The following is a 24,403-nucleotide window of genomic DNA, read 5'->3' as shown; positions in this document are numbered from 1 at the left end:
ATGACAGCCTTGACCAAAGCGGAACTGGCAGAAAAACTGTTCGAGGAACTTGGTCTCAACAAACGTGAGGCCAAGGACATGGTCGATCTCTTTTTTGATGAGATCCGCGATAGTCTGCGCCGAAACGAACAGGTCAAATTATCCGGTTTCGGTAATTTTGACCTGCGCGACAAAAGCCAAAGGCCAGGGCGTAACCCAAAAACCGGCGAGGAGATTCCGATCTCCGCTCGCCGCGTTGTTACCTTCAAACCCGGCCAGAAACTGAAGGTTCGAGTAGAAGCTTATGCTGGAACCCAGCCACAATAACGAATTGCCAGCCATTCCGGCAAAACGATACTTTGCCATCGGTGAAGTCAGCGATCTCTGCGACGTCAAACCACATGTGCTGCGCTACTGGGAGCAGGAATTCCCACAGCTTAGCCCGGTCAAGCGTCGCGGCAATCGTCGTTATTACCAGCGTCAGGATGTGATCCTGGTACGTGAAATTCGTGAACTGCTGTATGGCGAAGGCTACACCATTCAGGGGGCACGTCAGCGCCTGGAATACGGAGCAAGCGAGAATACCGCCGCCATGGATCAGGCATTGATAAAATCCATGATTATCGAGTTGAAGGAAATCGAGACTCTGCTCTCGGAATGGTAAAAAAACTTCCATCTATCAACTACTTGAGTATAATGCGTGCTTCTGGAACAGCCTCTGTTTCAGAGTGTCGGGGCGTAGCGCAGCCTGGTAGCGCACTTGCATGGGGTGCAAGGGGTCGAGTGTTCGAATCACTCCGTCCCGACCAATTTTTCCTTTAAAAATCAGTGGCTTATATTTTCGCTATTTTCCCAAACTAGCTGCTTCCTAATATTATTTCCTAATATACAGTTGTAGATCCATACAGGTTTTCCTTGGTCTGGATGCTGCACAATCACAATATAGACTCCGATTTACCGTGTTTATTGGTGGATTAAAGGCGCGCGGGATCTGCCCTGTCAATGATATGGTTTTCAAAGAGGTACTGTGATCACCCACTGCAGCTCAAGGAACCTGGTAGAGTCTGTCGACACGGGGCTTTGTCAACGAGTCCGATCATTTCTTTTTCCTGTCAGCGTTCAAGTGTTATGGTTATTATCTGAATTCAGGATGTAAAAGGTACCAGGGAAGCTCACCTCATGTTTGCTGTAAAAATGAAACGTACTGTTAAGTCGATTGGTGCCATTATCGCAATCCTGATTACCTTCGGGATTGCTGGATCTATATGGATTCCTTTTTGGTTTTTTTTGTTTCTTTCAAATCTGTTGGTCTGGGGTCTCTCTGATCTCGAGCCAAAGGTCTCCCTGGAGGATTATGAAGAAATTATTTCAACCAAAGTGAAATACTCATCCAGTTATTTATTCCTTCCAAGCGTGATTGATACTGAAGCAGAAGCCACGGCATTTTTTCATATTCCAGGTATTCTGCAGGGTAATGATGTACTCGGTTTGCGACAGCGTTTACCCAAAGAGAAAATTTCCCGGTTATTGAATGATCTGGAGCAAAGCGGTCGAATGGAAGTCAGTGATTTTGGCGATATTTCTGTATCAAATTGTTATCCGGATTATAGGATTGAAAAATCTTCAGAAGAAAATGGTCTGGGGAAGCTCAGCGAATTACCTGAAGGTTTCAGAATTTTTCTCTTTGATTCCGACCTCGAGGACATCCAGGAGAATTGGAATCATAATCTGATAGCATATACCGCTGTCTCATTGAGTAAGCGAGAAGTACTCTACTGTGTTGAACAATGGTAATAAAATAGAAAAATATTAATGCTTTTTTGTCATGAATTTAATTATAATAATATACTGATAAAAATGGCCATATTGATCTGATGATATTATTAATATGCGCTGGCGTTAAATTATTCTTCGGTTGACGGGCCATTGTCTGAATGTACTACCATATATAAATACACCCCATTATATAAATACTTGTGTATGATATTTATACTATACGCACAGTTTGAACACTCCCTTTAAATACCCAACTCTACCCCTGAACCCAACTCAAAACCTTGGCATTTATGCTGATCTTCTTCAGTCTTCGATACCCTTTATCTCATTATATTATTAACAAGAAGAATAAAAATTTTAACCTGAGTGAAATATAAATCACACGAACCTTTCATCTTGCACCTTCACAGTGCACGTCCCGGTCAAGTTATGAAGGTTTGTGTGGCGCTTTGTCACGCAAGGTCAAACTATTCGTCTGTTGGCGACCGGTGAGCAGTAGGCGCAGCGGGATGGTTATGGTGTTGAGCAAGGTGTGGGGCAGAGGACAGCAGCAACAATTGCAGCAGCTGATATGCATGGTGATCGCCGGTGGGCCGTTGCTGGCGTCTGCCGAGACCATGCACAACCACGAAGCGGTGATTCCACCGCAGTGCTATACCCAAACAGAAGGCAAGTTCAACCCTTGTTATGTTTGCCACCAAAGCCACCCGCAAGGCACGCGCATTAACTATATGGATGATGGTGATATCCAGGGGGATTACAGCTTTTCTGAACTGGGAGAGACCAATCACTGGAGCAATCTGTTCAAACCCCGGCTGGCAGAAATCGCCAATGTGTCGGATGAATATATTCTTGATTATGTCCGCCAGGATAACTACAGCGCGCTGATGGCGACTCCAAATGCAGGGTATACGCCGGACTTAACGCATCTGGCTGATCCTCGGCTGGCATTTGATGGACAGGGGTTTGCCCGCGATGGCTCTGGCTGGGTAGCCTTTAATTACAAGCCGTTGCCGAGTACGTTTTGGCCGACCAATGGCAGTTTTGATGATGTGATGATCCGCTTGCCGCCAGTGTTCCGGCAGGATACCGGTGGTAATGACAGTCGATCGCTGTATTTACTGAATTTGTCCTTGCTGGAAATGACAATCAAGGATCTCGATAACATCTCGATCCCGGTAACGGATGAATCCCTGCTGGGGCTGGATCTGGATGGCGACAATACCCTGGGCATGGCGGTACGCATGCAGCGGCGCGAGCAATATCTGGGTGCTGCAGCCACGATCGACCTGGTACGTCAGCAATATCCGGTTGGCACCGAATTTATTCACACGGTTCGTTATCTGGATATCAGTCGCCATGGTGATATTGAGCCGTCGCGGCGCTTGAAAGAACTCCGTTACAGCCGCAAGTATCGCCAGCTGTCTGAAGTGGCGCTACGTTATGCGTTTAATCAGGAGCATCGGGAAAAAGCAGAAGAAAAACTGCCGCATTACTCCTGGGCACAACCCGCGCCACAAGCAGGGATGAACAACAAATTGGGCTGGCAGATTCAGGGTTGGATTGAAAATGAATCTGGCGATCTGCGTCTGCAGAACTACGAAGAAAACGCATTTTGTATGGGCTGCCATACCACAACAGGCACTCATATTGACAGCACTCTGGCATTTCCACGCAAAGTGACCGGTGCTGCTGGCTGGGGTTATATCAACCTCAAAGGTATGAATGACGTTGCGAACTACGGTGATTCTCTCGGTGAGATAGCGAGCTATTTTGAGCGGGTCGGTGGTGGCGATGAGTTTCGTCAAAACGGTGAGATGATCGAGCGCTGGTTTAACGGCGATGGTTCGGTGAAGAAAGCCGCCGTTGCAACGGCCGATGTGTATACCTTGTTAATCCCTTCTTCTGAACGTGCGCTGGCGCTTAACAAAGCCTATCAGCGCACCGTGTTGGAACAATCCTTTTATCTGGGCAGAGATGCCGTGTTGGGCGATCCCGTCAATGTGTTTGCGACGGTCGATCAGGACCATGTTCCGGTATTGCCAGCCAGTCGTCAGTATCACTACGACCTCCGGCTGCAATGGCCCGATCTCAGTCCGGCCATGGTGGCCGCAGATATTTCATCCCCCGACTCCCACCGTAATGAAAGCGCTGCAGATGCCAGCCAGGCCAGGCATGACGCTGGTGCTGCTCATGGTGGTGCATGGTCTTTTGCTGCCCTGGGGGTGTTGCTGACTTTGGTGGCGATGCTGCGGCGTCGTATCCGCCAGGTTGCCTGCGGCTGAGCCGCAGGTCAGGACGTTCAAACCCAACACACGTTAAAGAAACGAGGAAATCCCGATGACTCAAGCAACCGATGACGGTTTGCTGCTGTCCGGAACGCCTGCACTGACCAAACGGCTATTGCCGATGTCTGTGCTGGTTGCTTCTCTGGCACTGGCAAGTTGTGGCTCTGATGACGACAACAACAATAACGATAATGATAATGACGTCAGCGTGAATACGGCCCCCGAGCTGGTTCTGACGGCAGGTGATACGCTGGTCGAAGACAGTGTCTCGGCAGGTGCCGTATTGGCAACCATCACCGCCACGGATGCCGATGGCGATACACTCAGCTACAGCCTCAGCGACAACACCTACGCCACCATTTCTGGTGATACTGTCCAGCTGAACAGCCAGGGGGTTAACGCTGTTAATGATGACAGCCTCAACCTTTCATCATTGTCTGTGACCGTGACTGTCTCGGATGGTGAGCTGTCGGCGACCGACTCCGCCACCGTGGCGATTACACGTATTGACGATACCGTGGCCGATAACACCGCCCCTGAATTGAGCGCCACGACCAATAGCCTGACCGAAGACAGCGTCAGCAGCACCACGGTTGTAGCGACATTTGATGCCACCGATGCCGAAGGTGACGAGCTGTTCTATCGTCTGGACGATAACAGCGATGGTTACTTCATGATTTCCGGTTCGACGGTTGTGTTGACCAGCGCCGGTGTGACGGCCATCAATGACGACAGCCTGAGCCTGACGGCATTGAGTGTCACGCTGGTGGTCAGCGACAACCAGTTGTCTGCCCAGCAAACGCTGACGATCAATGTGACGCGTGTTAACGATGCGCCAGTCCTGAGCGTTGACGCGGTTAGCAGCCTGACTGAAGACGATGTCACTACTGATACCCAAGTGGCAACCGTGGAAGCGTCAGACCCTGAGCAGGATACGTTGAGTGTTCATATCGAGGGTGTGAACATCAGCTATTTCACCCTGACAGGCAATCAGATCACCTTGTCTGAAGCAGGTGTTGAGGCGATCAACGATGATGATCTCAACCTGACGGAGCTGAGCGCCACAGTCACTGTCTCCGATGGTGTTAACAGCCTGGAAAAAACCTTCACGCTGGCGATTAACCGCGTTGATGATGCTGGCGAAACGGAAGAGCCGCGCGAAATCAAACTGTTTGAAGATGACTTCGAATCCGCTTCCACCGCCAAATGGACTGTGATCAACAGTATTGCTGGCAGCAACTCATGGCTCACCGAGAGCTATGCCGGAGACCTGTTTGCCGTCGCCAACTGCTACGGCAGCGCCGGTGAGTGTGATGCCTGGATGATGACACCGGCACTGGATGTGACCAACTTTGAAGATCTGCAAATGACCTTCAACAGTGCCTGGAACTATGGTACCGGTACTGATCAGATGTCGTTGATGGTTTCTACCAACTACGATGGGGATGTCAGCACCGCCACCTGGACGGATATTTCTGATCGGGCGACCTGGTCCCCGGGCAGCTTTGAGTTTGTCGAATCCGGTACGGTTGATCTGTCGGACTTTGTTGGCCAGCCAGTGTATGTGGCGTTCCACTATGCCCATCCGGTCAGCGATGCCAGCAAATGGGAAATTGATGATGTGTTGATCAAGGGTAATGGCACCGGAGACTTCCCGCTCGCGGCAGAAATCAGTGTCGCTGGCGATGAGTTCTACACCGAACGCAGTATCAAGTTTACGGGTGCTGCCGTGAACGGTGCCGGTGAACCGTACACCTATGCCTGGAACTTTGGTGATGGTGCCAGTGCAACCGATGCGGTCGCCAATCACACCTTTACCGAAGCGGGTCGCTACGAAGTGACATTGACCGTAAGCGATAACGACGGTGATACCGAGACCAGCAGCCTGTTTATCGATGTAGCGACCGGTTCTGTGTATACCGTACCGGAGAAAAGCGGTGACTTCCGTATTGCGACTTTTAATGCCGGCTTTGATCTGCAATCCGCTGTCGGCGAGCAGAACACTGCTTTCAGCGGCGGCGAGTACCGCAAAGCCCAGAAAGTGGCCGAAATCATCCAGCGAGCCAACCCGGATGTTCTGTTGCTGAACGAAATCGACGGTAACGACGATGGAGCTACAGTAAACACATTCAATGAGGCATACCTGCAAGTCGCGCAAGCAGATGACGTGGATGCGGCGGTATACCCTTATGTGTATTACGGCGACAACGGCAACACCAACTACTGCAACACCGGTGCGCCGATTGAAGAAGGCATCGAAATCGACTTCAACAAGGACGGCGACAGCCTGGATCCGGAAGATCGTTACGGTTTTGGTAACTACAATGGCCAGTACTGCATGGCGATTTTCTCCAAGTACCCCATTGATGAAGCCAATATCCGCACCTTCCAGGAATTCAAATGGGCCGATATGCCAGACTATCTGGTGCCTTCCGCCGTGGACAGCGACGGTAATGTAACCGATGGCAACTGGTACACCGACGAAGAAATGACGGTATTCCGTCTGTCTTCCAAAACTCATATCGACCTGCCGGTCACCATTGATGGCACCACCGTTCACGTGTTGGCCTCGCATCCGACGCCTCCTACGTTTGATGGCAACGAAGACCGCAACGGCATGCGTAACTTCGATGAAATCCGGATGTGGGCTGATTACATCGACCCAGCCAGCAGCTACTTGTACGACGATGATGGCGTTAGCGTCACGCTGGCAGAAAACACCCGTTTTGTGATTCTGGGTGATGAGAACGCCTCCGCCAAAGAAGGCGACGCTTACACCAAGGACGGTGTCCGGGCGATTGAACAACTGACCTTGTCCGAGTTGGTTAACCCCAACCTGCACGAAGACAGCACCACCTTCCAGGCACCGACGTCCGTTGCCGGTACCGAAAATACCCCGGATAGCATTTACTCATCCACGCATACAGCCAGCTGGGCGATGCGGGCGGACTATGTACTGCCATCGGCCTTTGGTCTGGAAGTCGCGCAGGGAGGTGTCTTCTGGCCATCCAGCGCCGATAACCTGAACTACCTGATAGAAGCTATCGACAGCACCGATATTGCCAGCTCCGACCACCGCATGGTGTGGATGGATCTGACCCTTACCGACGGCACAACAGCCATTGGTGGCGGTGATACAGGTACTGGCAACAATGGTGTAGAGCTGGCCGCTGACCATTTTGACAGCCTGGATGGCTTCATCGTGCTGGATCAGGGTGCCGACAGCAATAACTGGTACGCCAGCAGCTACGGCGATCTGCAATACGCCAAAATCTCTTGTTACAACGGTGCAGAAAACTGTAACGACTGGCTGATCAAAAGCGTTGACCTGACCACTGCCAATACGCCAGTACTGACGTTTGACAGCCTGCGCAACAGCTATGGCCCGTCGGATGCTTCTGAAATCGCTTTGATGATCTCAACCGACTTTGATGGCACCGATACCACCACGGCAACCTGGGATGACCTGAGTGGCCAGGTAAACTGGGCAACACAACCATCGTCGGGTTATACCGATGCCATCAGCTCTGGTGATATCGACCTGTCAGCGTATGAAGGACAGACGGTATATATCGCCATCGTATACAGCAGTGATCCGGCCAATTCCGCGACCTGGGAAATTGCCAATTTCAAAGTGACTGGGCAGCTTGCCCCTTATGCCGAAGATGATTTCGCCAGCCTTGATGACGCTACCGTAATTAATGGTGGTGCCGACGGTAACGACTGGTACGCCAGCAGCTACGGTGATTTGCAATACGCCAAAATCTCTTGTTACAACGGTGCAGAAAACTGCAACGACTGGCTGATCAAAAGCGCTGATCTGACCAGTGCCAATGTGCCTGTGCTGACATTCGACAGCCTGCGCAACAGCTATGGCCCGTCGGATGCTTCTGAAATTGCTTTGATGGTCTCAACCGACTTTGATGGTTCCGATACCGCCACAGCGACCTGGGATGACCTGAGTCATCTGGTGAACTGGGCGGCCCAACCGTCGTCAGGTTATACCGATGCCATCAGCTCCGGTGAGATCGATCTGTCTGCGTATGTTGGTCAGACGATTTATGTCGCGTTTGTTTACACCAGTGACCCGGCCAATTCCGCGACCTGGGAAATTGCCAATTTCCTGATTCAAGAAAAAACCAGCACGGTAGTTGATACCGACAGCAGCAACACAACGGGCACCACCGAGATCGCAGAGACTGCCCCGTCCTATACGGCCCTGAACGCAGTGAACCAGCGGAGCGAAGGCACCTTGTCGTTTGAGGCTGTTGCAGCGCCGGTAGAAGGTTCTGCCGACTCGTACATTGCCATTGGCTCTACCGGCTTGAGTGTGAATGGCGCAGCGGTTGCCAACTCGGGCTACAAAACCCTGGTGAAGTCTGGCCAGCTGGTGGATGGCAACGTCTACGCCCAGGTACGGGACAGTGCTGGCTCCGACCTGTTTGTCTCCAACTACAACGAGTTTATGTCGATTCTGCCGATTGGCGACCGCATCTTTGCCGTCAGCCAGTTTGAGAATATTCCCGGTGGCATGAACCTGCTGGAACTGAGCCAGGACAGCATCACGGGCGAACTGACGCCGATGACCACCGAAGTGCTGGACTTCTCTGCCATTCATGGCGGCTACAACCACTGTGCTGCTGTTGTGACACCATGGAACACCCACCTGGCGTCAGAAGAGTATGAACCCAATGCCCGTGCCCGCTCGGCCGCAACCGGCTCGATCGACAGCTACTACGACTCCATTGCCGATTACCACACCGACCTGAGCCTGTTACAGGTCAACCCGTACTGGTACGGCTACCCGGTGGAAGTGGTGGTAAACGTTGAAGGAACCGATGTGCGGACCGACATCGTCAAACACTACTCCGTGGCCCGTGTGTCACTGGAAGTGCCTTATGTCATGCCGGATCGCAAAACCATGTATCTGACCGACGACCAGTCAACCGGTGGCGGTTTGTTTATGTACATTGCCGACGAAGCAGAAGACCTGAGTGCGGGTACTCTGTACGCCATGAAATGGAACCAGACCGATTCCGGTAGCGACGATAACGCCTTTATGGGCGCGGCGGACATCGAGTGGATCAGTCTCGGCCATGCCACCAACGCTGATATCTCAGAGCTGGTAAATGGTGACAACCCACTGTCGTTTGCCGATATCTTTGATGCCGTGGAACCGACCGGTGGTGCGTGTGCCCTGGGTTACAAAAGCATCAACTTCCTGGGTAGCCAGGAATGCCTGAGCCTGAAACCCGGAATGGAACAAGCGGCCTCACGACTGGAAACCCGTCGTTATGCTGCTTATCTTGATGCCACGGTTGAGTTTGCCAAAGAAGAAGGTTTTACCTACAACCCGCATAACCATAAAGCCTATATCGCCATTGCCAACGTCAGCAAAGGCATGCTGAATGGTTCCAGCGAGACCGGTGGACCCAACCACATGCAAGTGACTGCCAACCAGTGTGGTGGTATCTACGAACTGTCGATGGGCAGCAATGCCGAGATTGGTTCTGACTTTGTGATTGGCGCTGCCAAGGGAGAAGTCGCAGGCACAGCGGACGGTTATGCCTGTTCTGTTGACGGCTTGTCCGGCCCGGACAACGTCGCCTACGTCGGTTATAACACCCTGATTATCACCGAAGACACAGGCTTGCACGCCAACAACTTCGTCTGGTCTTACAATCTGGAAAGCAAGCAAGTGACCCGTATTTTCTCTGCTCCCAATGGCGCTGAAAACACCGGCCCTTACATGTTCAACCAGATTAACGGTTTTGCCTACATCACCAATGTTGTGCAGCATCCAGGTGATATCTCGGTTGACCCTAGCGCTGGTAATGAAGCTGAAATTGGCTACTTCGGGCCGATCCCCGTGGCCGTGGACGAATAATCCAGCGGCGATGTCATGCCATGGTGAGCGTATCGCTGTGGCGATCATGACCGGTTAATGCCAGTGGTGGTTGCACCTTGGCATGACATTAAAAGCCGTGACCCTTGGGTCGCGGTTTTTTTATTTCACCATGACTCCGGCACCGTGTAGTCGTTCAATGATTCCGGACACCAACGTAGGTGGTAATATCGCCACCATCAAACTGGATGAACGGGTTCCACACGATCACCCTTTACGATCCATCAAAACCCTGTTCGATCAGGCACTCACCCACATCGATTGGAAACTCAGCCTGATCTATTCCTCCGGAGCGTTTATTGAGAGCCTTGCTGCTGCAAATCCTCTTCAGTATTTAGTATTCGCAGCGAACGGCAGCTGGTCGAGCAGATTCAGTACAACATGCTCTATCGCTGGTTTGTCGGCCTGAGCATCGATGAAGCCCATCTCTTTGGGATGTCTCCGCTTTTGGTAACGAATAAAGAACCGAATCCAGTAAACACAGGTTTTCTCGATTCGCAGGCTGTAGCCGCGGGTGCGCATAAAGCGGCGAATGTCATTGAGAAAGGGGCTGGAAGTCATGGATCACTCCTTGATCTGGAAGCCTTGCGCGCTTTCCCGGACGTTGTTATCGTCAAGGCATTGATACACGGAAAGTTGTTGCGCAGGTTTACAGATTAATGCACAAGGGACAAAGGAGTTAATGCGCATGCTCGCTTTCACACAATGGACTGATCTGGAAATCGATTTTACTTCCTATCATTCAAGTAGTTACGGTGATTTCCCAGGAACCGGCTTGCCCAGAAACCGCGCATGCGCACTAATAAACTGTTAGGCTACAAGGTGTATATGAATCATAATTTTATCAATATTCTAGATTCTGAACGAGAACAATACATATACAGAATTATGCCTTTATCGAGACTTTATGAGTTGTTCGAAAACAAAGAAAATGTTTTAGTTAAACCTAGTTTGTGGGAAGACCCTTTTGAGAACTTTATTTTAAAATCTAGAGTTCGCTTTAAAAATGGTAAAACATACGGTTTTAATCATCAAAATGGATTTTATGGACAGTGTTGGACAAGGAGTAAAGCATCCGATGCTATGTGGAGAATTTACTCTTTAGATAAACGGTCGGTACGAATCAGAACAACAATAAGGAAGTTATTTAATAGCTTATATGGTTCGCAGTCTAATAAAGGACTAAGAGATGAAAAGTGTTTTATTGGTAAAGTAAAATATTTGCCAAGTAGTCAGTTGAAAGTATTTGCATCTGAAATTTTTAGTGAGCAAGCAGGTACTAAGACCTACTCTTTAGCATCTTCATTATGTGTAAAAAGACCTGCTTTCAAACATGAAAATGAGGTTAGATTAATTTATTTCGAACATGACGTTAATAAATATAATGAACAACTATTTCAATATAAATTTGATGCTCATGACGTAATTGATCAGTTAATGTTAGATCCCCGTCTAGATGCTAGTGAAGCAGAAATAATAAAAAAACAAATTACTAAAAAAGTTGGTTTTAAAGGTTCGATAAAACGCTCATTATTGTATGCTTTACCAGAAGACTTGATAATCGATGCAAAGTAGCCTAAAAAACTGTTAGGCAAGGACAAAAAACAGTTGGCTTTGCTCCTTCGCCGCTAATTTTAACCAACTATTTTTTGCCTGTTAACAGGGCGTTATATGATAAGGGAAAGTTATGGCATCTAGACCAGGAACAGTATCGAAAATACTTTGGCATTTTACTGGTGGCCCGGTATGGGACGATGTCACCAACAAGCAACTTAATGAGCTTAAGCCGGCGAAAAACGGATACGAAGCTCTCAAATCGATCTTGGAATCTCTGGAGCTAAGAGTAGGTCGATATCGTGAAATAGTTAAGGTAATCGTACCTGAAAAGAGGCGATTTGATTTAAAAACAAAAGAAATCCATGTTTTAAAAAATCACCCTGTTACTGTTAAATCAATGCCAGCATGTTGTGTCGCTGACATTCCTCTTCAGCATATTGAATACCATTCGAACAGATATGGGAAAATAGCGATTGGATTTCACAGAGATTCAATTGTCAAATCTGGCTTTAATCCCGTTATGTACACACTTGAAGATACAGCTTTACTTAATAGCATCTATCAGGGGTATTCAAAAGTTGATGATGTCCACCCCTACAGCGCAATAAGCGAAACGGAGTCAGTTCAAGACGATATTGATAAGATCATCGAAGATAATGATCTAGATGGTTCTGTAGATACATCTAGCGTGATTTTCGAGCTGGAATGGATTCAAACTGCTCAAGAAACAATAGATGAAAGCTTTCAGAATTTTTTAGCATATATAAAAACATTCGATACAACAGAATTTGATTCAATATACTGTGAACGAGAATGGCGAAGCACAAAAAATTATTCATTCAATACTGATGATATCGCTATTATAGTTCTACCAAAAGAACAAGAAGGTGAACGCTTTTACGAGCGTTTCTTGAAGGAAGTGAATTTACCTAAAACAGTCACCATTGCATGTTGGGAAGATCTTATTGAACACTAATCATCTAACAAGGCCATCAAGATTGACGTCTTTTCCGCTGTTTTTTTGTGGCTTAACGCTACGCTACCACAAACCAAACAACTCCAAAGCCGCAACTTATGGCGGCGTTAAGTATCCAAGGAAAGTATGGGTGATAAATCTAGTAAGCCGTACAATGAACGTGCGCTAGAAGAAAAAATTCATTCGAATTGGCATAAAACCATCGAGTTAATGAGACGAGGTGAGTTTTCCACTGTTATTATTCGAGCTGCAACGACTGTAGAGCTTGCTGCAAATTTGTTAGTGAAGCATGAATTTCAGCACAATCGAAAACTCCCTGAGCACTTCGTCGATAACCTGATGATGTGGGCAAATGGATTAATAGGTAAAGTAGGTCGGTTATTGTTACCTATATACAAAAACATCGATTCTTAAAATGCATTAAAAGAAGTAAAGAAACGCTCCAAAGATATTAACGATGAAAGAAATAATGTTGTTCATCGAGGGCAATTCAAAGCGAAGAAAATAGCCGAAAAAGTATTAAAATAGGCTGAGTTCATCGTAAATAAATTTGCTAATATTTCTGGCAGTCAGTTAACAGTCTCTTCGGTTATTACTGATGAGAAAAAGGATATTTAACAAGAAAATAAACAAGGACACGTAACAGTTGGCTACGTTTCGCTTCGAGGGTGTTCATAGTTCTGTGTCACCCATTACTTACAGATCCACGTAGCCGTCGATCCGTCCTTCGAAGTGGATGCTTAGCTGCGACAGCGTCAGGTTCCAGTTTTGCACCGGATGCGTCCACTTTTCGGATGCCTTCAACGTACCTGCGTACAGCAGCTTGAGCAACGCGTTTTCATTGGCGAAGCCACCTTTGGTCTTTGTAGTGGTCAACTAATCCCGGAGAGTATTTTAAAGTTTTCCTCAGCTGCAACGGGCGAAATGCCGTCGTTGAATGTATGAGGTCGCTGCCGGTTGTAGTAGTCCATCAGATAACCACCAACATCCTTCTTGGCCTCGGCTAGGTTGCGATAGCCTAGGGCCGGTATCCACTCGGATTTCAGACTTCGGAACAGTCTTTCCATCGGTGCGTTATCCCAGCAGTTGCCACGACGGCTCATGCTTTGGGTCATTCGATAACGCCATAGCCTCTGACGGAACTTACGACTGGCATTTTTATGTTTTTTTATCGCTATGGGCTTGTGTGGAGAGGAGGGTGGCTGCGGAACCGGTGAGGTATGAGAGCAGGTAAAGTGATTTTCCAGTGCCAGAATAATGGGAGAATAACCAATGTGATAATCTGTACGGCTTGTAAAAAGGAGTAAGACAATGACCCAAGCGCACGCCGTAATTGCAATCACCGCAGTTGATTATTCAAACCCTCGTCATGCAACTGACCTGGTTGAGCTGCTAAACGCCTACGCAACCGATCCCATGGGCGGCGCTGAGCCTCTGAGTGATACCTGTCGACAAACACTGGTGGCACGGTTGGCCGAGTTACCCCACGCACACAGCTGGATAGCCTATGTCGATGACCAGCCAGCTGGGCTGCTGAACGCTTTTGAGGGTTTCTCGACCTTCAAGGCACAACCCTTACTGAACGTACACGATCTGGCGGTAAATGCAGATTTCCGCGGTCTGGGATTAAGCCAGAAACTGCTGGCCGCAGCTGAGCAAACAGCCCGCGCACTGGGCTGCTGTAAAGTGACGCTGGAAGTATTATCCAATAACCAGATAGCGCAAAACGCCTACCTGAAATACGGCTTTGCCGGTTACGAACTCGACCCGCAAGCTGGCCATGCCTTGTTCTGGCAGAAAATGCTGGATCACTGATCTGTATCTATATATGTCCCCTGTACTCCCAGGCCTGTAGCGAATGGATAACAGGCCAGTATGGAATCAGTATGGAATAGCCAGTGAATACCGGCTCGGGTTATTACGCACGTGCCGTCAGTCTGTTCGCCAATTCGATCAGGCCGGGTTGCAGTGTTTCTGGTAACTGGATGGCGGTGCTGGTTTCCGGGTCGCCATACCAGCAGGTGTTGAGCAAGGCGACCAGTTGTTGCAAGGCGGCCGTTGGTTCTGGCTTGCTGGTGTCTGCGGCAGTGCCCTGATTGGCTCTGGCAAGCAGGTAGTCCTGCAGGGCCTGGCTCCATACTTCCAGCGGCTGGCCGGGAGAGCGTTGAATGCCACAGGCAGCGCTGAGTTGTTGCAGCTGGCGCTGGTAAAAGGTCAGTGCGGTTGCCGGATCTTTGGCGCGATAACGTTGCAGGCGCAAGGTCACCCAGCGTCCTACGAGAGTACGCCACCAACGTTGGCGGCTGGGGTAGGCAACTGCGGCAACTATCGCCAGTACCAGCGCCAGTACCAGCCATAGGGGCCAGAGCCAGAATATGCCTCGCAGCAGGTAGCTCAAGGGCAAGATCAACAGCAGGTACAAGGCGTTCCAGAGGGTGGTCAGAATCTGGTCGAAAGAGAATGCCGAATCACCGGGCAGCGCGTGCTGCCGTTGGCTGAGGCTGTCGACGTAGTCGTTGATCTGGTCGGCACTGAGCGAGCTGGATGTGGTGCTGGGCAGTTGGTAAAACGCCGTGGGCTCAAATGTTACCCAGCGCTGGTCGATCCAGGCTTCTGCCCAGGCGTGGCCATCGATGCCCCGTATTTCAAAATAGCCGGTGAGCGGGTTTTGCTGATTGGCGGAGAAGCCCGTCACCAGACGTGCCGGAATATCCAGTGTGCGTAACAGCACCACCATGGCGCTGGCAAAGTATTCGCAGTGGCCTTCACGACGCTCAAACAGAAAGGAGGGCAATGGGGTGATGCCTTGCGAGGTCAGCGCCGATTCAAAGCTGTAACGATAGTCGCTGCGCAGGTGCTGTTCCAGTGCCTGGGCCTGGGCGTAAGGGGTGTCGGCGTTGGCGGTTACGCTGCGGGCCAGCGTCGGAATCCGTTTGTCCAGGCTGTAGGGGAGCTGCAGGTCATTGTCGCGGGGTTTGGGGGCATGAGAGGCCGGGCGCTGGTCAAGCCATTGTTGTTGCGACAGCACCGTGTATTGGGTGCCGGGTTTGAGCGGTGCTGGCAAGAGCGGTTGGCCGAATGGGTCGGTGGCGATGACGGTGGCAGGCAACCACAGGGCGACAGGGTCTCCGGCGGCAGGTAATTGGGCTGTCATGCCTTGTTTTATGGTGATTTGTTGTTGGAAGTTGCCGCGATTTTCTTGTTCTCCGGGCAGTATCACCTTGCCCTGCTGATTGGTGTTGTGTTTATGGAAGGCGGTGGTTGATGAACTCCAGCGCAGTCCATCAAAATGGTCGAAGGTGCGTACTTTCAGGTAGCTGCCGTGAGGGGCTTTCATCAGGGCAATAACCTGGTTCAGGTCTGCGGCAGTGGTGCTCTGGTTGCCATAGGGGTTGTCATTGAGGTTCATCTCATCACGAAAACTCCGGTAGTCGAACTGTGGGGCGCTGGGATCGAGTCCTTCCCATAACGGGATCGGGCCATCACTCTGCTGGTCGTCCTGCAGGTTCTGGGGATCGGTCGGGCTGGGTTGGCCGCTGCGTTTGGCCTGTGTTTGCCAGCTGGCGTTGTCGTAGAGGCTGTCGGCGCTGGCTAACTGGCCGCCGAGGTTGGCGGCGGGCAAGCGTGGCATAAACAGGTAAATGGCTCCGGCAATGGCAACCAGCAGCAGAGCGGCTCCGGTCGCGGCAGCGGGTTGGAAAAAACGCTTATTGAAGCGTCTGGACGTTGCACCGGGTGTCGGGGTGTCCGCTTCGGCTGCCATAAGGAAGTGGGGTTGTTGGTCGTTGGCCGACGATGCCAGGCGGGTGACCTGGCTGGTGGTCATGGCCTGTATGCACCAGAGCATCGATAGGGTCATTACCACACAAAAGGCATATCCGACCATGATCAGTAAATAGCCACCGCTGGTGGACTCTGCTGCCCCAATCAGTAAAAAGGCAAAGCCGTTCATCAAGCCATAGAACAGCCGTGAGGTATCTGCGGATACCAGGTTAATGGCCAGTTGTGCCAATAGCAGCAAGGCCATCAGTGCGGGCAGGATAGCAACGGTGAAGATCAGTCCACCAAAGGTGATCAGGCCGATGATGGCGAGGCTGTCAGAGACGGTCTTGGCCTTGCTTTTAGTGGATGCTTCCGCATCCAGAGTGGGTGCTGCATTGCGGGTCTGTTGGTTCTTTCCGGAGCGGTTGGCTGCCTCGGCCAGGCTGGCGGGCAGTTGGCCGAGGCCGAGGGTCAGCAAGCTGCTGACCAGCGCCAGTAATCCCATCCCCAGCCCTGGCCATGGTCCGAACAGGGTGATACCTGCTCCGGCAACGGCCAGCGCCAGTTGTGCCGAAAACCAGCCAATGGTGGTGCGTACCGAGCAAGCCAGATCGGTGCTGTGGGGACGACGTTCAGAATGCGCCATAACGGAATTGTCTCTCTAGCTTGCTGCTGGCATGAAGGTGAAGCTGGTAGTGGTTGGCTGAGGGTTGGCTCCAGCCTTCTTGCCAGGATTGCATTGGGTAAATAAAGCTCTGATCAGCAATAAGTATGTCGATATGGCCGCCATGAATATCGGGTAATACCGCCGGTTGGCTGAGGTTCCGCACGGTGATCAGGGTGGCGCTGTTGGGGTATTTCATCAGTGCCTGTTCTACGCGTGCGCCGTAAGGCTCATCGTCATCTGCCTGGGTCCAGGCCAGCGCCGATAAATAATCACTGCTGCCGCGATGGTGACCACCAATGGCGATATCGGTGGCGTGGTTGCCGTGGACCAGCAGCCGCATGGGTTGCTGCTGGTGTTTGGCCCATTCCATCAGCGAGGCTGCCAGCGATACGGCAAATTCAAAGGTGGAGAGTGGTGCTTCGCCGATGTCGTCAGCCCGATCGTTATCCAGTACCAGTAAAAAGTCTGGCTGGGCATGGCTGTTGTACTCTCGTACCAGTAATTGCTGGTGACGGGCCGACGCGGACCAGTGCACGTGTTTGAGTGAGTCGTGAGGCCGGTATTCGCGCAAGCCACAGTATTCTTCCTGAGCGTGGGGCTGGCTGGTGTGCTGATATTCAATCAGGGCGTTATCGTTACCGGCTCCGCCGGGCAAGGTCTGCACCGCCACGACCTGGGGGGCGACAATAATCTGACGTTCGGGAATCTCCAGCTGTCGATACTGACTGACAAAACCGAAGGGCCAGCAACAGCCAATCTCAACGCTTTGTATCGGAAATACACCACGATAAGGGCAATGACTATAGGTGCGCAGGCGATCGCCATTGGCCAGCATCGGGATTCTGTGGGTGACGGGCTGGTCGATATATTCCAGATCTTCCCGTAACAGCATCAGGTAGCGGGTTTTGGGGAGTTGGAACTGATACTCCAGTGTCACCTCGCCCCCGGCGCTGGCACTGTCGATCTGCCGTACGGATACCTGGATCTGCCGCAGTGCCAGCCAGGGTAATAACCAGGACACCAACAAGGTCGCCAGTACCAGTGCCAGCATGCCGTACAGCAGCGCCAGGCCCCGGTTCCAGGCAATAAGCAGGCTGGCCAGCGCCAGTAGCCATAAAAAATGCTGGGCGGTGAGGTGTTGTTGTAACCATCGGCCTGGGCCGTTGGATAAGGACATATCAGCGGCTCTCACTACCAGGGCGGGCTTTGACTCTGCCTCTGGGGGTGTTGGTGTTGGTGTCTTGGGTGGTTTTGCTCTCCGTTTCCCTGGTCTGGTCGGAGGATGATTCTGCGGCTGGTGCCTGGGTTTGGGGGGTGCTGGCAAAGTCTGGTACCGGTATTTGTGCCAGCAGGTCATCCCAGAATGCCTGACGTTGTTCCGCTTGGTTCATGCCGGGGTTGCGGAATATCAGCCGATGACTGAGCACCGGATCAACCAGCAGCTGCACGGTGTGGGGCGTGACCTGTTTTTTGCCGGTTAACAGTGTCATGGCTCGGGCTGCCCGCATCAGTGCCAGTGCTCCCCGGGGGCTGGCTCCCAGCTGCACCTTGGGATGTTCACGAGTGGCACGTACCAGCTGGTTGATGTAACCCAGCAGTGCTTCGCTGAGGGGGATTTTTTCACAATGGGCTTGTAATGCTTGCAGCGCTTTGTCTGACATCACGGCCTCGAGTGTATCCAGTGGATGACCGCTCAGTTGTGCTTGCAGGATGCCCAGTTCCTGTTCTTCGCTGGGGTAGCCCAGTGAAATACGCATAAAAAAGCGGTCCAGCTGGGCTTCTGGCAGCGGGTAAGTCCCGCTGAACTCCACCGGGTTCTGGGTCGCAATCACCATAAAGACAGCCGGCAAGGCATGGATCTCACGATCGATACTGACGGTGCCTTCAGCCATGGCTTCGAGCAAGGCTGACTGGGTTCTGGGGGTGGCCCGGTTGATTTCGTCGACCAGCAGCAGGTTGGTGAAAATCGGCCCAGGTGACAAATGGAAGGATTGATCTTGCGGATTAAACACCGATACCCCAGTGATATCGGAGGGCATAACGTCCGGCGTACACTGCAAACGCCGCATATCCACCTGTACCGATTTGGCCAGCGCCCGGGCCAGTGTGGTCTTCCCCAACCCCGGCACATCTTCAATCAGCAAGTGACCGCGGCACAGCAGAGTCGTAAGGGTGAACAGCAATGACTGCGGCTGACAATGGATGACTTTGGCGAGGTTTTTGTGTAGTTGCTGCAGGGAGAGGGCGGGGTTACTCACAGACAAATTCCTTGGATGGATAAGCGGTTGGATGTAAACGCAGTCGACATGTCGTGATCCTGGCAAAGCCGGGTGTCTGACTGGGTGCTGGTCGGTGATCCATGTTCATGAGCTGGACAACGTGAGCGCAGGGCATGGGGATAACCGGTAATGGGGCGACTGCAGGCTTTTTTCTCATGACCTGGAAACATTTTGCCCCCTCTGTTGCCTGTTTATGCTGGCGCCCGGGCAGGAATACTAATCAAGCACGCCATGCGGCGCAAAGGCGGTACTGTGAGGCAGCGCAAGTAATGGTCAGTGAAGTGGCGGTTGAAGCCATTAATGGCCCCTGAATGTTTATTGATCGACTGTTCAGACAGAATATCGAGCGCTTCAGGGGGGATACTTGCCTGTTTCTGATTTGATGGCACACTGTGGCAGGTTTTTTTCTAGCGGATGATTATGGCGATTTATCGGTTGAAGTCGGTGACGGGCAAGACGACCAGCGTACTGGATGCAATGGGATTATGGTCCCGGCATCGGCGCATTGCGGGAGCGATGATGCTGGTCGTCACCATGCTGGCCAGTCTGGCCGGTTGCTCTGACAGTGCCATTAACAGCCCCCATCCCGGAGGTGAAGACGCGGATGACATCGTACTGTATTCCAGTTTCTCCGAACGCCCGAAACACCTTGACCCGGCCCGCTCCTACAGCTCCGACGAAGGCCGCTTTATCGACCAGATCTATGATCCGCCGCTGCAATACCATTATCTGAAGCGCCCGTACCAACTGGAAGCCAATACCCTGACTGGCCTGCCTGAGATCGTGTACAGCAATGCCGATGGGGAGCCGGTTGCAGAAGATGCCGAGGATCTGGCGTTCAGTACCTATGTATTTACCCTCAAGCCGGGTATTTATTATCAGCCGCACCCGGCGTTTGCCCGGAATGCCGATGGCACGCCGCGGTACCGGTTTGAGACGGCCGCCGACAGCGCCGGTTTTCTCGGGCTGGATGATTTTGATCAGCACGATAGCCGTGAACTGGTTGCCGCCGATTATATCTATCAGATCAAGCGGCTGGCTGACCCTGCCAATCTATCCCCGATTCGGGGGTTGCTGGCGGAGTACATTGTCGGTATGGCCGATTTTGCCGATACCGTGACTGCTGCCCGGCAGCAACTGGCCGACAGCGACGAGCGTTATCAACAAACCGGCTGGCTGAATCTGGATAATTACCCGTTATCCGGCGTCGAGCAGCTGGGTGATTACCAGTTCAGCGTGCGCCTGAATGGCAAATACCCGCAGTTCAAATACTGGCTGGCGATGCACTTTTTTGCGCCGCTGCCAGCCTTGGTGGACGAGTTCTATCACCAGCCCGGACTGGCCGACCGCAATATTGTGCTGGACTGGTATCCGGTGGGTACCGGGCCATTCATGATGACCAAAAACGATCCTAACGAAGCCATTATCCTGCAGCGTAACCCCAATTACCGCGACGACTTTTATCCCGCCGAAGGTGAACCCGGTGACGCCGCAGCCGGATTGCTGGATGCCGCCGGTGCTCGCTTGCCATTGATTGACAAGGCGGTGTACCGGCTGGAAAAAGAATCGATCCCGCTATGGACCAAATTCTTGCAGGGCTATTACGATCGCTCTGGCATTGCCAGCGACAGTTTTGACCAGGCCATCTCAATCGGTGCTGCGGGCATCCATCTGAGTCAGGAAATGCAGGATATGGGTATCAGGATGGAAATCGAAGTAGTGCCCGGTACCTATTATCTGGCCTTTAATATGCTGGACCCTGTGGTGGGTGGTTTGCCTTCGCCGGATACTGCTGGTGCTGACATGAATACGGCTCCTGATCCGCTGCAGCAGGAGCGGGCGCGTAAATTACGTCAGGCCATCGCTATTGCCTACAACCAGGAAGAGGCCATTTCCATTTTTGCCAATGGCCGTGGTGAAGTAGCACAAAGCCCGATTTCTCCCGGGATTTTTGGTTATCAGTCGGGGCCACAAGGGATGAATCCCTATGTTTTCGACTGGGACGCCAACGCTCGTTTGACTGGCTCCAAAACGGCCGGTGCACCGGTACGCAAATCACTGGATGAAGCCCGGCGTTTGCTGGCCGAAGCCGGTTATCCTGGCGGTCGTGATGCCGTTACCGGTGAGCCGCTGGTACTGAATCTGGATACCCCCAGTGGTGGTGGGAGTGCCAGTGCCATGCAAATCTGGATGATCAAGCAGTTCAAGAAACTGGGTATCCAGCTCAATATCCGCGGTACTGATTACAACCGCTTCAAGGAAAAAATGCGCTCGGGTAATGCCCAGTTGTTCCAGTGGGGCTGGATCGCCGATTACCCGGATGCGGAAAACTTCCTGTTCCTGTTATACAGCGCCAATGGCCAGGTAGTGACTGGCGGTGCCGGGGTGAACTCCAGCAACTATGCCAACGCCGATTACGACCGTTTGTTTGAAGCGATGAAACTGATGCCGGATTCTCCCGAGCGTATGACCATTATCAAGCAAATGCTGGCGATTTATCATCACGATGCACCCTGGGCGTCAGGCTGGCATCCCCACTCCTATGTGCTGAACAATCCCTGGGTGAAGAACACCAAGGCTCACGGCATCAGTAAGGCGGTACTGAAATATTACGGCATTGATAATGTTGAACGGCAACAGGCCCGGGCAGAGCGTAACCGGCCGGTGTGGTGGCCGTTGATGCTGGTGGCGGCTTTGGTCGTGCTGTTAATGATCCCCGGTTATCGTGCTTATCAGCGGCGGCAACAGGCTCGAGTGATAACCGGATCGCGGGCGACTACCGGAGGGCAACACTGATGCTGGCTTATATTATCCGCCGTTTGCTGTATGCCGTGCCGATTCTGGTTGGGGTGAACGTACTGACCTTTGCGCTGTTTTTTGTGGTCAACTCTCCCGATCAGATGGCACTGGTGCAACTGGGCGACAAACATATTGATCCACAGGCGGTGGAGCAGTGGAAAGTACAACGGGGGTATGACAAACCGCTGTTTATAAACGATCGGGACGACAGTCAGGGATTGCTGACGGATACCATTTTCTTTGATAAATCGATGCGCCTGTTTGTGCTGGATTTTGGTAAATCCGACGAAGGCCGTGCCATTGGTGATGATATCCAGCAGCGCATGTGGCCCAGCCTGGCGGTGGCGTTGCCGACCTTTATTGTCGGGCTGACGGTGAATATCGCCTTTGCGCTGTTTGTGGTGATGTTTCGCGCCAGCCTGTTTGATACTGCAGCGATGGTGGCCTGTGTGGTGCTGATGTCGATTTCCGGGGTGTTTTACGTATTTGCCGGGCAGTATTTTTTTGCCAAAACCTGGAATCTGGTGCCGATCTCCGGTTATCTGGCGGGCATCGACGCTGTTCGTTTCCTGATATTACCGGTGATTATCGGGGTGATCAGTGGTATCGGCGGCGGTACGCGTTTGTACCGCACCCTGTTTCTGGAAGAAGCCAACAAGGATTATGTGCGTACTGCCCGAGCCAAGGGGGTGCCTGAACTGACCGTGTTGTTCCGGCATATTTTGCCCAACGGCCTGATTCCGATTCTGACCAGTGTGGTGGTGGTAATTCCGTCGCTGTTTATGGGCAGCCTGCTGACCGAGTCGTTTTTTGGTATCCCCGGCCTGGGCAGCTATACCCTGGATGCCATTCAGGCGCAGGATTTTGCCATTGTGCGCAGTATGGTATTTCTGGGATCGGTGCTTTATATCATCGGTCTGATTCTGACCGATATCTCCTATACCCTGGTTGATCCACGCGTGAGGTTGTCGTAATGCTGGCTGTTCAACCGGTTGTTTTGCTGAGTGATTTATTGATTTTTGCCCTGGTGGCTGCACTGATACTGTTTTTTGTGCAGTTGGCCAGGGACCCTCTGGCCAGAGGGCGCTGGCGTTCGGTGTTTGTATCCCGTATCGGGTCGGCGGCGTTTCTGGTGATTTTGTTTTATGTCCTGATGGCCTTGCTGGATTCATTGCATTACCGCGAGCCATTACCCGCCATTGCTACGTCCGGGTCTGTTGCAGAGCCGGCCTCGGAAACCATGACCGAGCCAGTGGTGCACTACAGCCAGGAAGTCAAAAGTGTCCTGGATGCGGTGCTGGCAGGGTTACACGGACAGGATGAAACCACCTATTCCGAACCGTTTTCGATTTACTCGTTTGCCCGTGAAAACCAGACCTCGGACGACGGCAACGTCGTGCGGGCGTTTCCTCGGCTGGCCCATGCGGGCAGTCACTTGCAAGAGGGTGACAGTGTTGCGGCCGATGTATGGCAGCGCTCTCTCAAGTCTGTTCTGACGGGGGTGGCAATAATGGCTGCCCTGGTGATCCTGCATTGGCAATGGCGTTTACGCTGCACGGCACAGGGCTGTGGCCTAAAGAGTGACGACATGGGGGCTGTGCTGCCATGGAAAACAATTTATATCACCCTGGGAGTGCTGGTCGTAGGCGCTTGCTGGGTGCTGGAGCTGGGCCAGTATTACCATATTCTTGGCACCGACAAGGTCGGCCAGGATGTGTTGTATCAGGGGTTGAAAGCCATTCGGACTGGGGTTCTGATTGGTACATTGGCTACCCTGTTGACCTTGCCACTGGCGATTTTGCTGGGTATCTCGGCCGGTTATTTCCGCGGTTGGGTGGATGATCTGGTGCAGTATGTATACACCACCCTGAGTTCGATTCCGGGCATTTTGCTGATCGCGGCTTCGGTGCTGTTGATTGATGTGTATATCGAAACCCATCCCGAACAGTTCCAGCTCACCACGGAACGGGCAGATTTCAAGTTCCTGGCGTTGTGTTTCATTCTTGGCATGACCAGCTGGACCGGGCTGTGTCGCTTGTTGCGGGCCGAAACCCTGAAGGTCAGCCAGCTGGATTATGTGCAGGCGGCGCGGGCCTTCGGGGTGCGGCATGGCCGTATTATCGGCCGTCATATCCTGCCCAATGTGACCCATCTGATTCTGATTGCGTTGGTGCTCGACTTCAGCGGGTTTGTACTGGCCGAAGCGGTGCTGTCCTATATTGGGGTCGGGGTTGATCCGTCGATGGCCAGCTGGGGCAATATGATTAACGAAGCCCGGGCAGAATTGTCCCGTGAGCCAGTGGTGTGGTGGTCGGTGGCAGCCGCGTTTGTGTTGATGTTTATTCTGGTTTTGGCCGCTAACCTGTTCGCCGACAAGGTTCGTGATGCATTTGACCCCCGGTCGGCAGGGTAGTG

Annotated in this window: 16 protein-coding genes, 1 tRNA gene and 3 pseudogenes; 14 read left to right on the top strand and 6 right to left on the bottom strand. The window is 52.0% G+C overall.

The genetic code is table 11. The features are described 5' to 3' along the window. From ihfA to Q8W32_RS03795, 7 genes and pseudogenes are all read left to right on the top strand, one after another. A complete protein-coding gene (gene ihfA / locus Q8W32_RS03825) occupies window positions 1–306 on the top strand; it encodes an integration host factor subunit alpha (RefSeq protein WP_303433711.1) in 306 nt (101 codons plus the stop codon). Further along, on the top strand, window positions 284–643 hold the full coding sequence (locus Q8W32_RS03820) for a MerR family transcriptional regulator (protein ID WP_303433709.1): 360 nt from the start codon (window positions 284–286) through the stop codon (window positions 641–643). Before ihfA ends, Q8W32_RS03820 begins: the two co-directional genes overlap by 23 nt. Before the next feature lie 68 nt (window positions 644–711). Then, window positions 712–788: transfer RNA gene (locus Q8W32_RS03815), tRNA-Pro, on the top strand. Window positions 789–1,158: 370 nt separating this feature from the next. After that, the gene (locus tag Q8W32_RS03810) at window positions 1,159–1,773 is read left to right on the top strand and encodes a hypothetical protein (RefSeq protein ID WP_305413774.1); all 615 of its coding nucleotides are present in this window, start codon (window positions 1,159–1,161) and stop codon (window positions 1,771–1,773) included. A 491-nt stretch (window positions 1,774–2,264) separates the two neighbouring features. After that, window positions 2,265–4,040, top strand: a complete 1,776-nt coding sequence (locus Q8W32_RS03805; protein WP_305413772.1) for a hypothetical protein — start codon at window positions 2,265–2,267, stop codon at window positions 4,038–4,040. A gap of 55 nt (window positions 4,041–4,095) precedes the next feature. Next, window positions 4,096–9,930, top strand: coding sequence for a DUF5017 domain-containing protein (locus tag Q8W32_RS03800; RefSeq protein ID WP_305413770.1), 5,835 nt, complete (start codon window positions 4,096–4,098; stop codon window positions 9,928–9,930). Between the two features lie 157 nt (window positions 9,931–10,087). Then, window positions 10,088–10,368 (top strand): annotated as a pseudogene (locus Q8W32_RS03795) (transposase); the annotation flags it as partial. Here the strand turns inward: Q8W32_RS03795 and Q8W32_RS16570 are convergent. Then, window positions 10,276–10,509, bottom strand: coding sequence for a hypothetical protein (locus tag Q8W32_RS16570; RefSeq protein ID WP_370693667.1), 234 nt, complete (start codon window positions 10,507–10,509; stop codon window positions 10,276–10,278). The pseudogene Q8W32_RS03795 and the gene Q8W32_RS16570 overlap by 93 nt on opposite strands. A 267-nt stretch (window positions 10,510–10,776) precedes the next feature. Here Q8W32_RS16570 and Q8W32_RS03790 point away from each other — a divergent pair, with 267 nt between their 5' ends. The 3 genes from Q8W32_RS03790 (at window position 10,777) to Q8W32_RS03780 (ending at window position 12,895) form a co-directional block, all read left to right on the top strand. Next, the gene (locus Q8W32_RS03790; RefSeq protein ID WP_305413768.1) at window positions 10,777–11,523 is read left to right on the top strand and encodes a DUF2971 domain-containing protein; all 747 of its coding nucleotides are present in this window, start codon (window positions 10,777–10,779) and stop codon (window positions 11,521–11,523) included. Between the two features lie 112 nt (window positions 11,524–11,635). Then, the gene (locus tag Q8W32_RS03785) at window positions 11,636–12,481 is read left to right on the top strand and encodes an abortive infection system antitoxin AbiGi family protein (RefSeq protein ID WP_305413766.1); all 846 of its coding nucleotides are present in this window, start codon (window positions 11,636–11,638) and stop codon (window positions 12,479–12,481) included. 126 nt (window positions 12,482–12,607) lie between these two features. Beyond that, on the top strand, window positions 12,608–12,895 hold the full coding sequence (locus tag Q8W32_RS03780; protein ID WP_305413764.1) for a hypothetical protein: 288 nt from the start codon (window positions 12,608–12,610) through the stop codon (window positions 12,893–12,895). Window positions 12,896–13,177: 282 nt separating this feature from the next. Here the strand turns inward: Q8W32_RS03780 and Q8W32_RS03775 are convergent. Both Q8W32_RS03775 and Q8W32_RS03770 read right to left on the bottom strand, forming a co-directional pair. Further along, window positions 13,178–13,348: pseudogene (locus Q8W32_RS03775) on the bottom strand (IS256 family transposase); the annotation flags it as partial. 5 nt (window positions 13,349–13,353) lie between these two features. Beyond that, window positions 13,354–13,632, bottom strand: a pseudogene (locus Q8W32_RS03770) (integrase core domain-containing protein); the annotation flags it as partial. A gap of 160 nt (window positions 13,633–13,792) precedes the next feature. Between Q8W32_RS03770 and Q8W32_RS03765 the strand changes: the two are divergent. Then, a complete protein-coding gene (locus tag Q8W32_RS03765) occupies window positions 13,793–14,296 on the top strand; it encodes a GNAT family N-acetyltransferase (protein ID WP_303434949.1) in 504 nt (167 codons plus the stop codon). 103 nt (window positions 14,297–14,399) lie between these two features. Here Q8W32_RS03765 and Q8W32_RS03760 read toward each other — a convergent pair whose 3' ends face one another. The 3 genes from Q8W32_RS03760 to Q8W32_RS03750 are packed head-to-tail and all read right to left on the bottom strand — an operon-like array spanning window position 14,400 to window position 19,168. Beyond that, window positions 14,400–16,889 (bottom strand): transglutaminase domain-containing protein, encoded by a 2,490-nt coding sequence (locus tag Q8W32_RS03760; RefSeq protein ID WP_305413762.1) that lies wholly within the window; start codon window positions 16,887–16,889, stop codon window positions 14,400–14,402. Continuing rightward, entirely contained in the window at window positions 16,876–18,087 is a 1,212-nt protein-coding gene (locus tag Q8W32_RS03755) for a DUF58 domain-containing protein (RefSeq protein ID WP_305413761.1), read from the bottom strand. Before Q8W32_RS03755 ends, Q8W32_RS03760 begins: the two co-directional genes overlap by 14 nt. Before the next feature lies 1 nt (window position 18,088). Then, window positions 18,089–19,168 carry a MoxR family ATPase gene (locus Q8W32_RS03750; RefSeq protein ID WP_305413760.1) on the bottom strand — a complete coding sequence of 360 codons (1,080 nt, stop codon included), beginning with the start codon at window positions 19,166–19,168 and terminating at the stop codon, window positions 18,089–18,091. 441 nt (window positions 19,169–19,609) lie between these two features. Between Q8W32_RS03750 and Q8W32_RS03745 the strand changes: the two genes are divergently transcribed. The 3 genes from Q8W32_RS03745 to Q8W32_RS03735 are packed head-to-tail and all read left to right on the top strand — an operon-like array spanning window position 19,610 to window position 24,401. Then, a complete protein-coding gene (locus tag Q8W32_RS03745; protein WP_305413759.1) occupies window positions 19,610–21,985 on the top strand; it encodes an ABC transporter substrate-binding protein in 2,376 nt (791 codons plus the stop codon). Next, complete coding sequence (locus Q8W32_RS03740) at window positions 21,985–22,962, top strand: ABC transporter permease (protein ID WP_303434663.1); 978 nt, start codon at window positions 21,985–21,987, stop codon at window positions 22,960–22,962. Before Q8W32_RS03745 ends, Q8W32_RS03740 begins: the two co-directional genes overlap by 1 nt. Continuing rightward, the gene (locus Q8W32_RS03735; RefSeq protein WP_303434662.1) at window positions 22,962–24,401 is read left to right on the top strand and encodes an ABC transporter permease; all 1,440 of its coding nucleotides are present in this window, start codon (window positions 22,962–22,964) and stop codon (window positions 24,399–24,401) included. Before Q8W32_RS03740 ends, Q8W32_RS03735 begins: the two co-directional genes overlap by 1 nt. The last annotated feature ends 2 nt before the right edge of the window (window positions 24,402–24,403 follow it).

It is taken from the genome of Oceanobacter sp. 3_MG-2023 (assembly GCF_030688925.1).
Lineage (GTDB): Bacteria > Pseudomonadota > Gammaproteobacteria > Pseudomonadales > Oceanobacteraceae > Oceanobacter.
This window is presented reverse-complemented; position numbering and strand designations above follow the sequence as displayed.

Coding starts and splice junctions, on each gene's coding strand:
- ihfA (WP_303433711.1), top strand. CDS start 1: ATGACAGCCTTGACCAAAGCGGAACTGGCAGAAAAACTGTTCGAGGAA.
- Q8W32_RS03820 (WP_303433709.1), top strand. CDS start 284: ATGCTGGAACCCAGCCACAATAACGAATTGCCAGCCATTCCGGCAAAA.
- Q8W32_RS03810 (WP_305413774.1), top strand. CDS start 1,159: ATGTTTGCTGTAAAAATGAAACGTACTGTTAAGTCGATTGGTGCCATT.
- Q8W32_RS03805 (WP_305413772.1), top strand. CDS start 2,265: ATGGTTATGGTGTTGAGCAAGGTGTGGGGCAGAGGACAGCAGCAACAA.
- Q8W32_RS03800 (WP_305413770.1), top strand. CDS start 4,096: ATGACTCAAGCAACCGATGACGGTTTGCTGCTGTCCGGAACGCCTGCA.
- Q8W32_RS16570 (WP_370693667.1), bottom strand. CDS start 10,509: ATGACTTCCAGCCCCTTTCTCAATGACATTCGCCGCTTTATGCGCACC.
- Q8W32_RS03790 (WP_305413768.1), top strand. CDS start 10,777: ATGAATCATAATTTTATCAATATTCTAGATTCTGAACGAGAACAATAC.
- Q8W32_RS03785 (WP_305413766.1), top strand. CDS start 11,636: ATGGCATCTAGACCAGGAACAGTATCGAAAATACTTTGGCATTTTACT.
- Q8W32_RS03780 (WP_305413764.1), top strand. CDS start 12,608: ATGGGTGATAAATCTAGTAAGCCGTACAATGAACGTGCGCTAGAAGAA.
- Q8W32_RS03765 (WP_303434949.1), top strand. CDS start 13,793: ATGACCCAAGCGCACGCCGTAATTGCAATCACCGCAGTTGATTATTCA.
- Q8W32_RS03760 (WP_305413762.1), bottom strand. CDS start 16,889: ATGGCGCATTCTGAACGTCGTCCCCACAGCACCGATCTGGCTTGCTCG.
- Q8W32_RS03755 (WP_305413761.1), bottom strand. CDS start 18,087: ATGTCCTTATCCAACGGCCCAGGCCGATGGTTACAACAACACCTCACC.
- Q8W32_RS03745 (WP_305413759.1), top strand. CDS start 19,610: ATGGCGATTTATCGGTTGAAGTCGGTGACGGGCAAGACGACCAGCGTA.
- Q8W32_RS03740 (WP_303434663.1), top strand. CDS start 21,985: ATGCTGGCTTATATTATCCGCCGTTTGCTGTATGCCGTGCCGATTCTG.
- Q8W32_RS03735 (WP_303434662.1), top strand. CDS start 22,962: ATGCTGGCTGTTCAACCGGTTGTTTTGCTGAGTGATTTATTGATTTTT.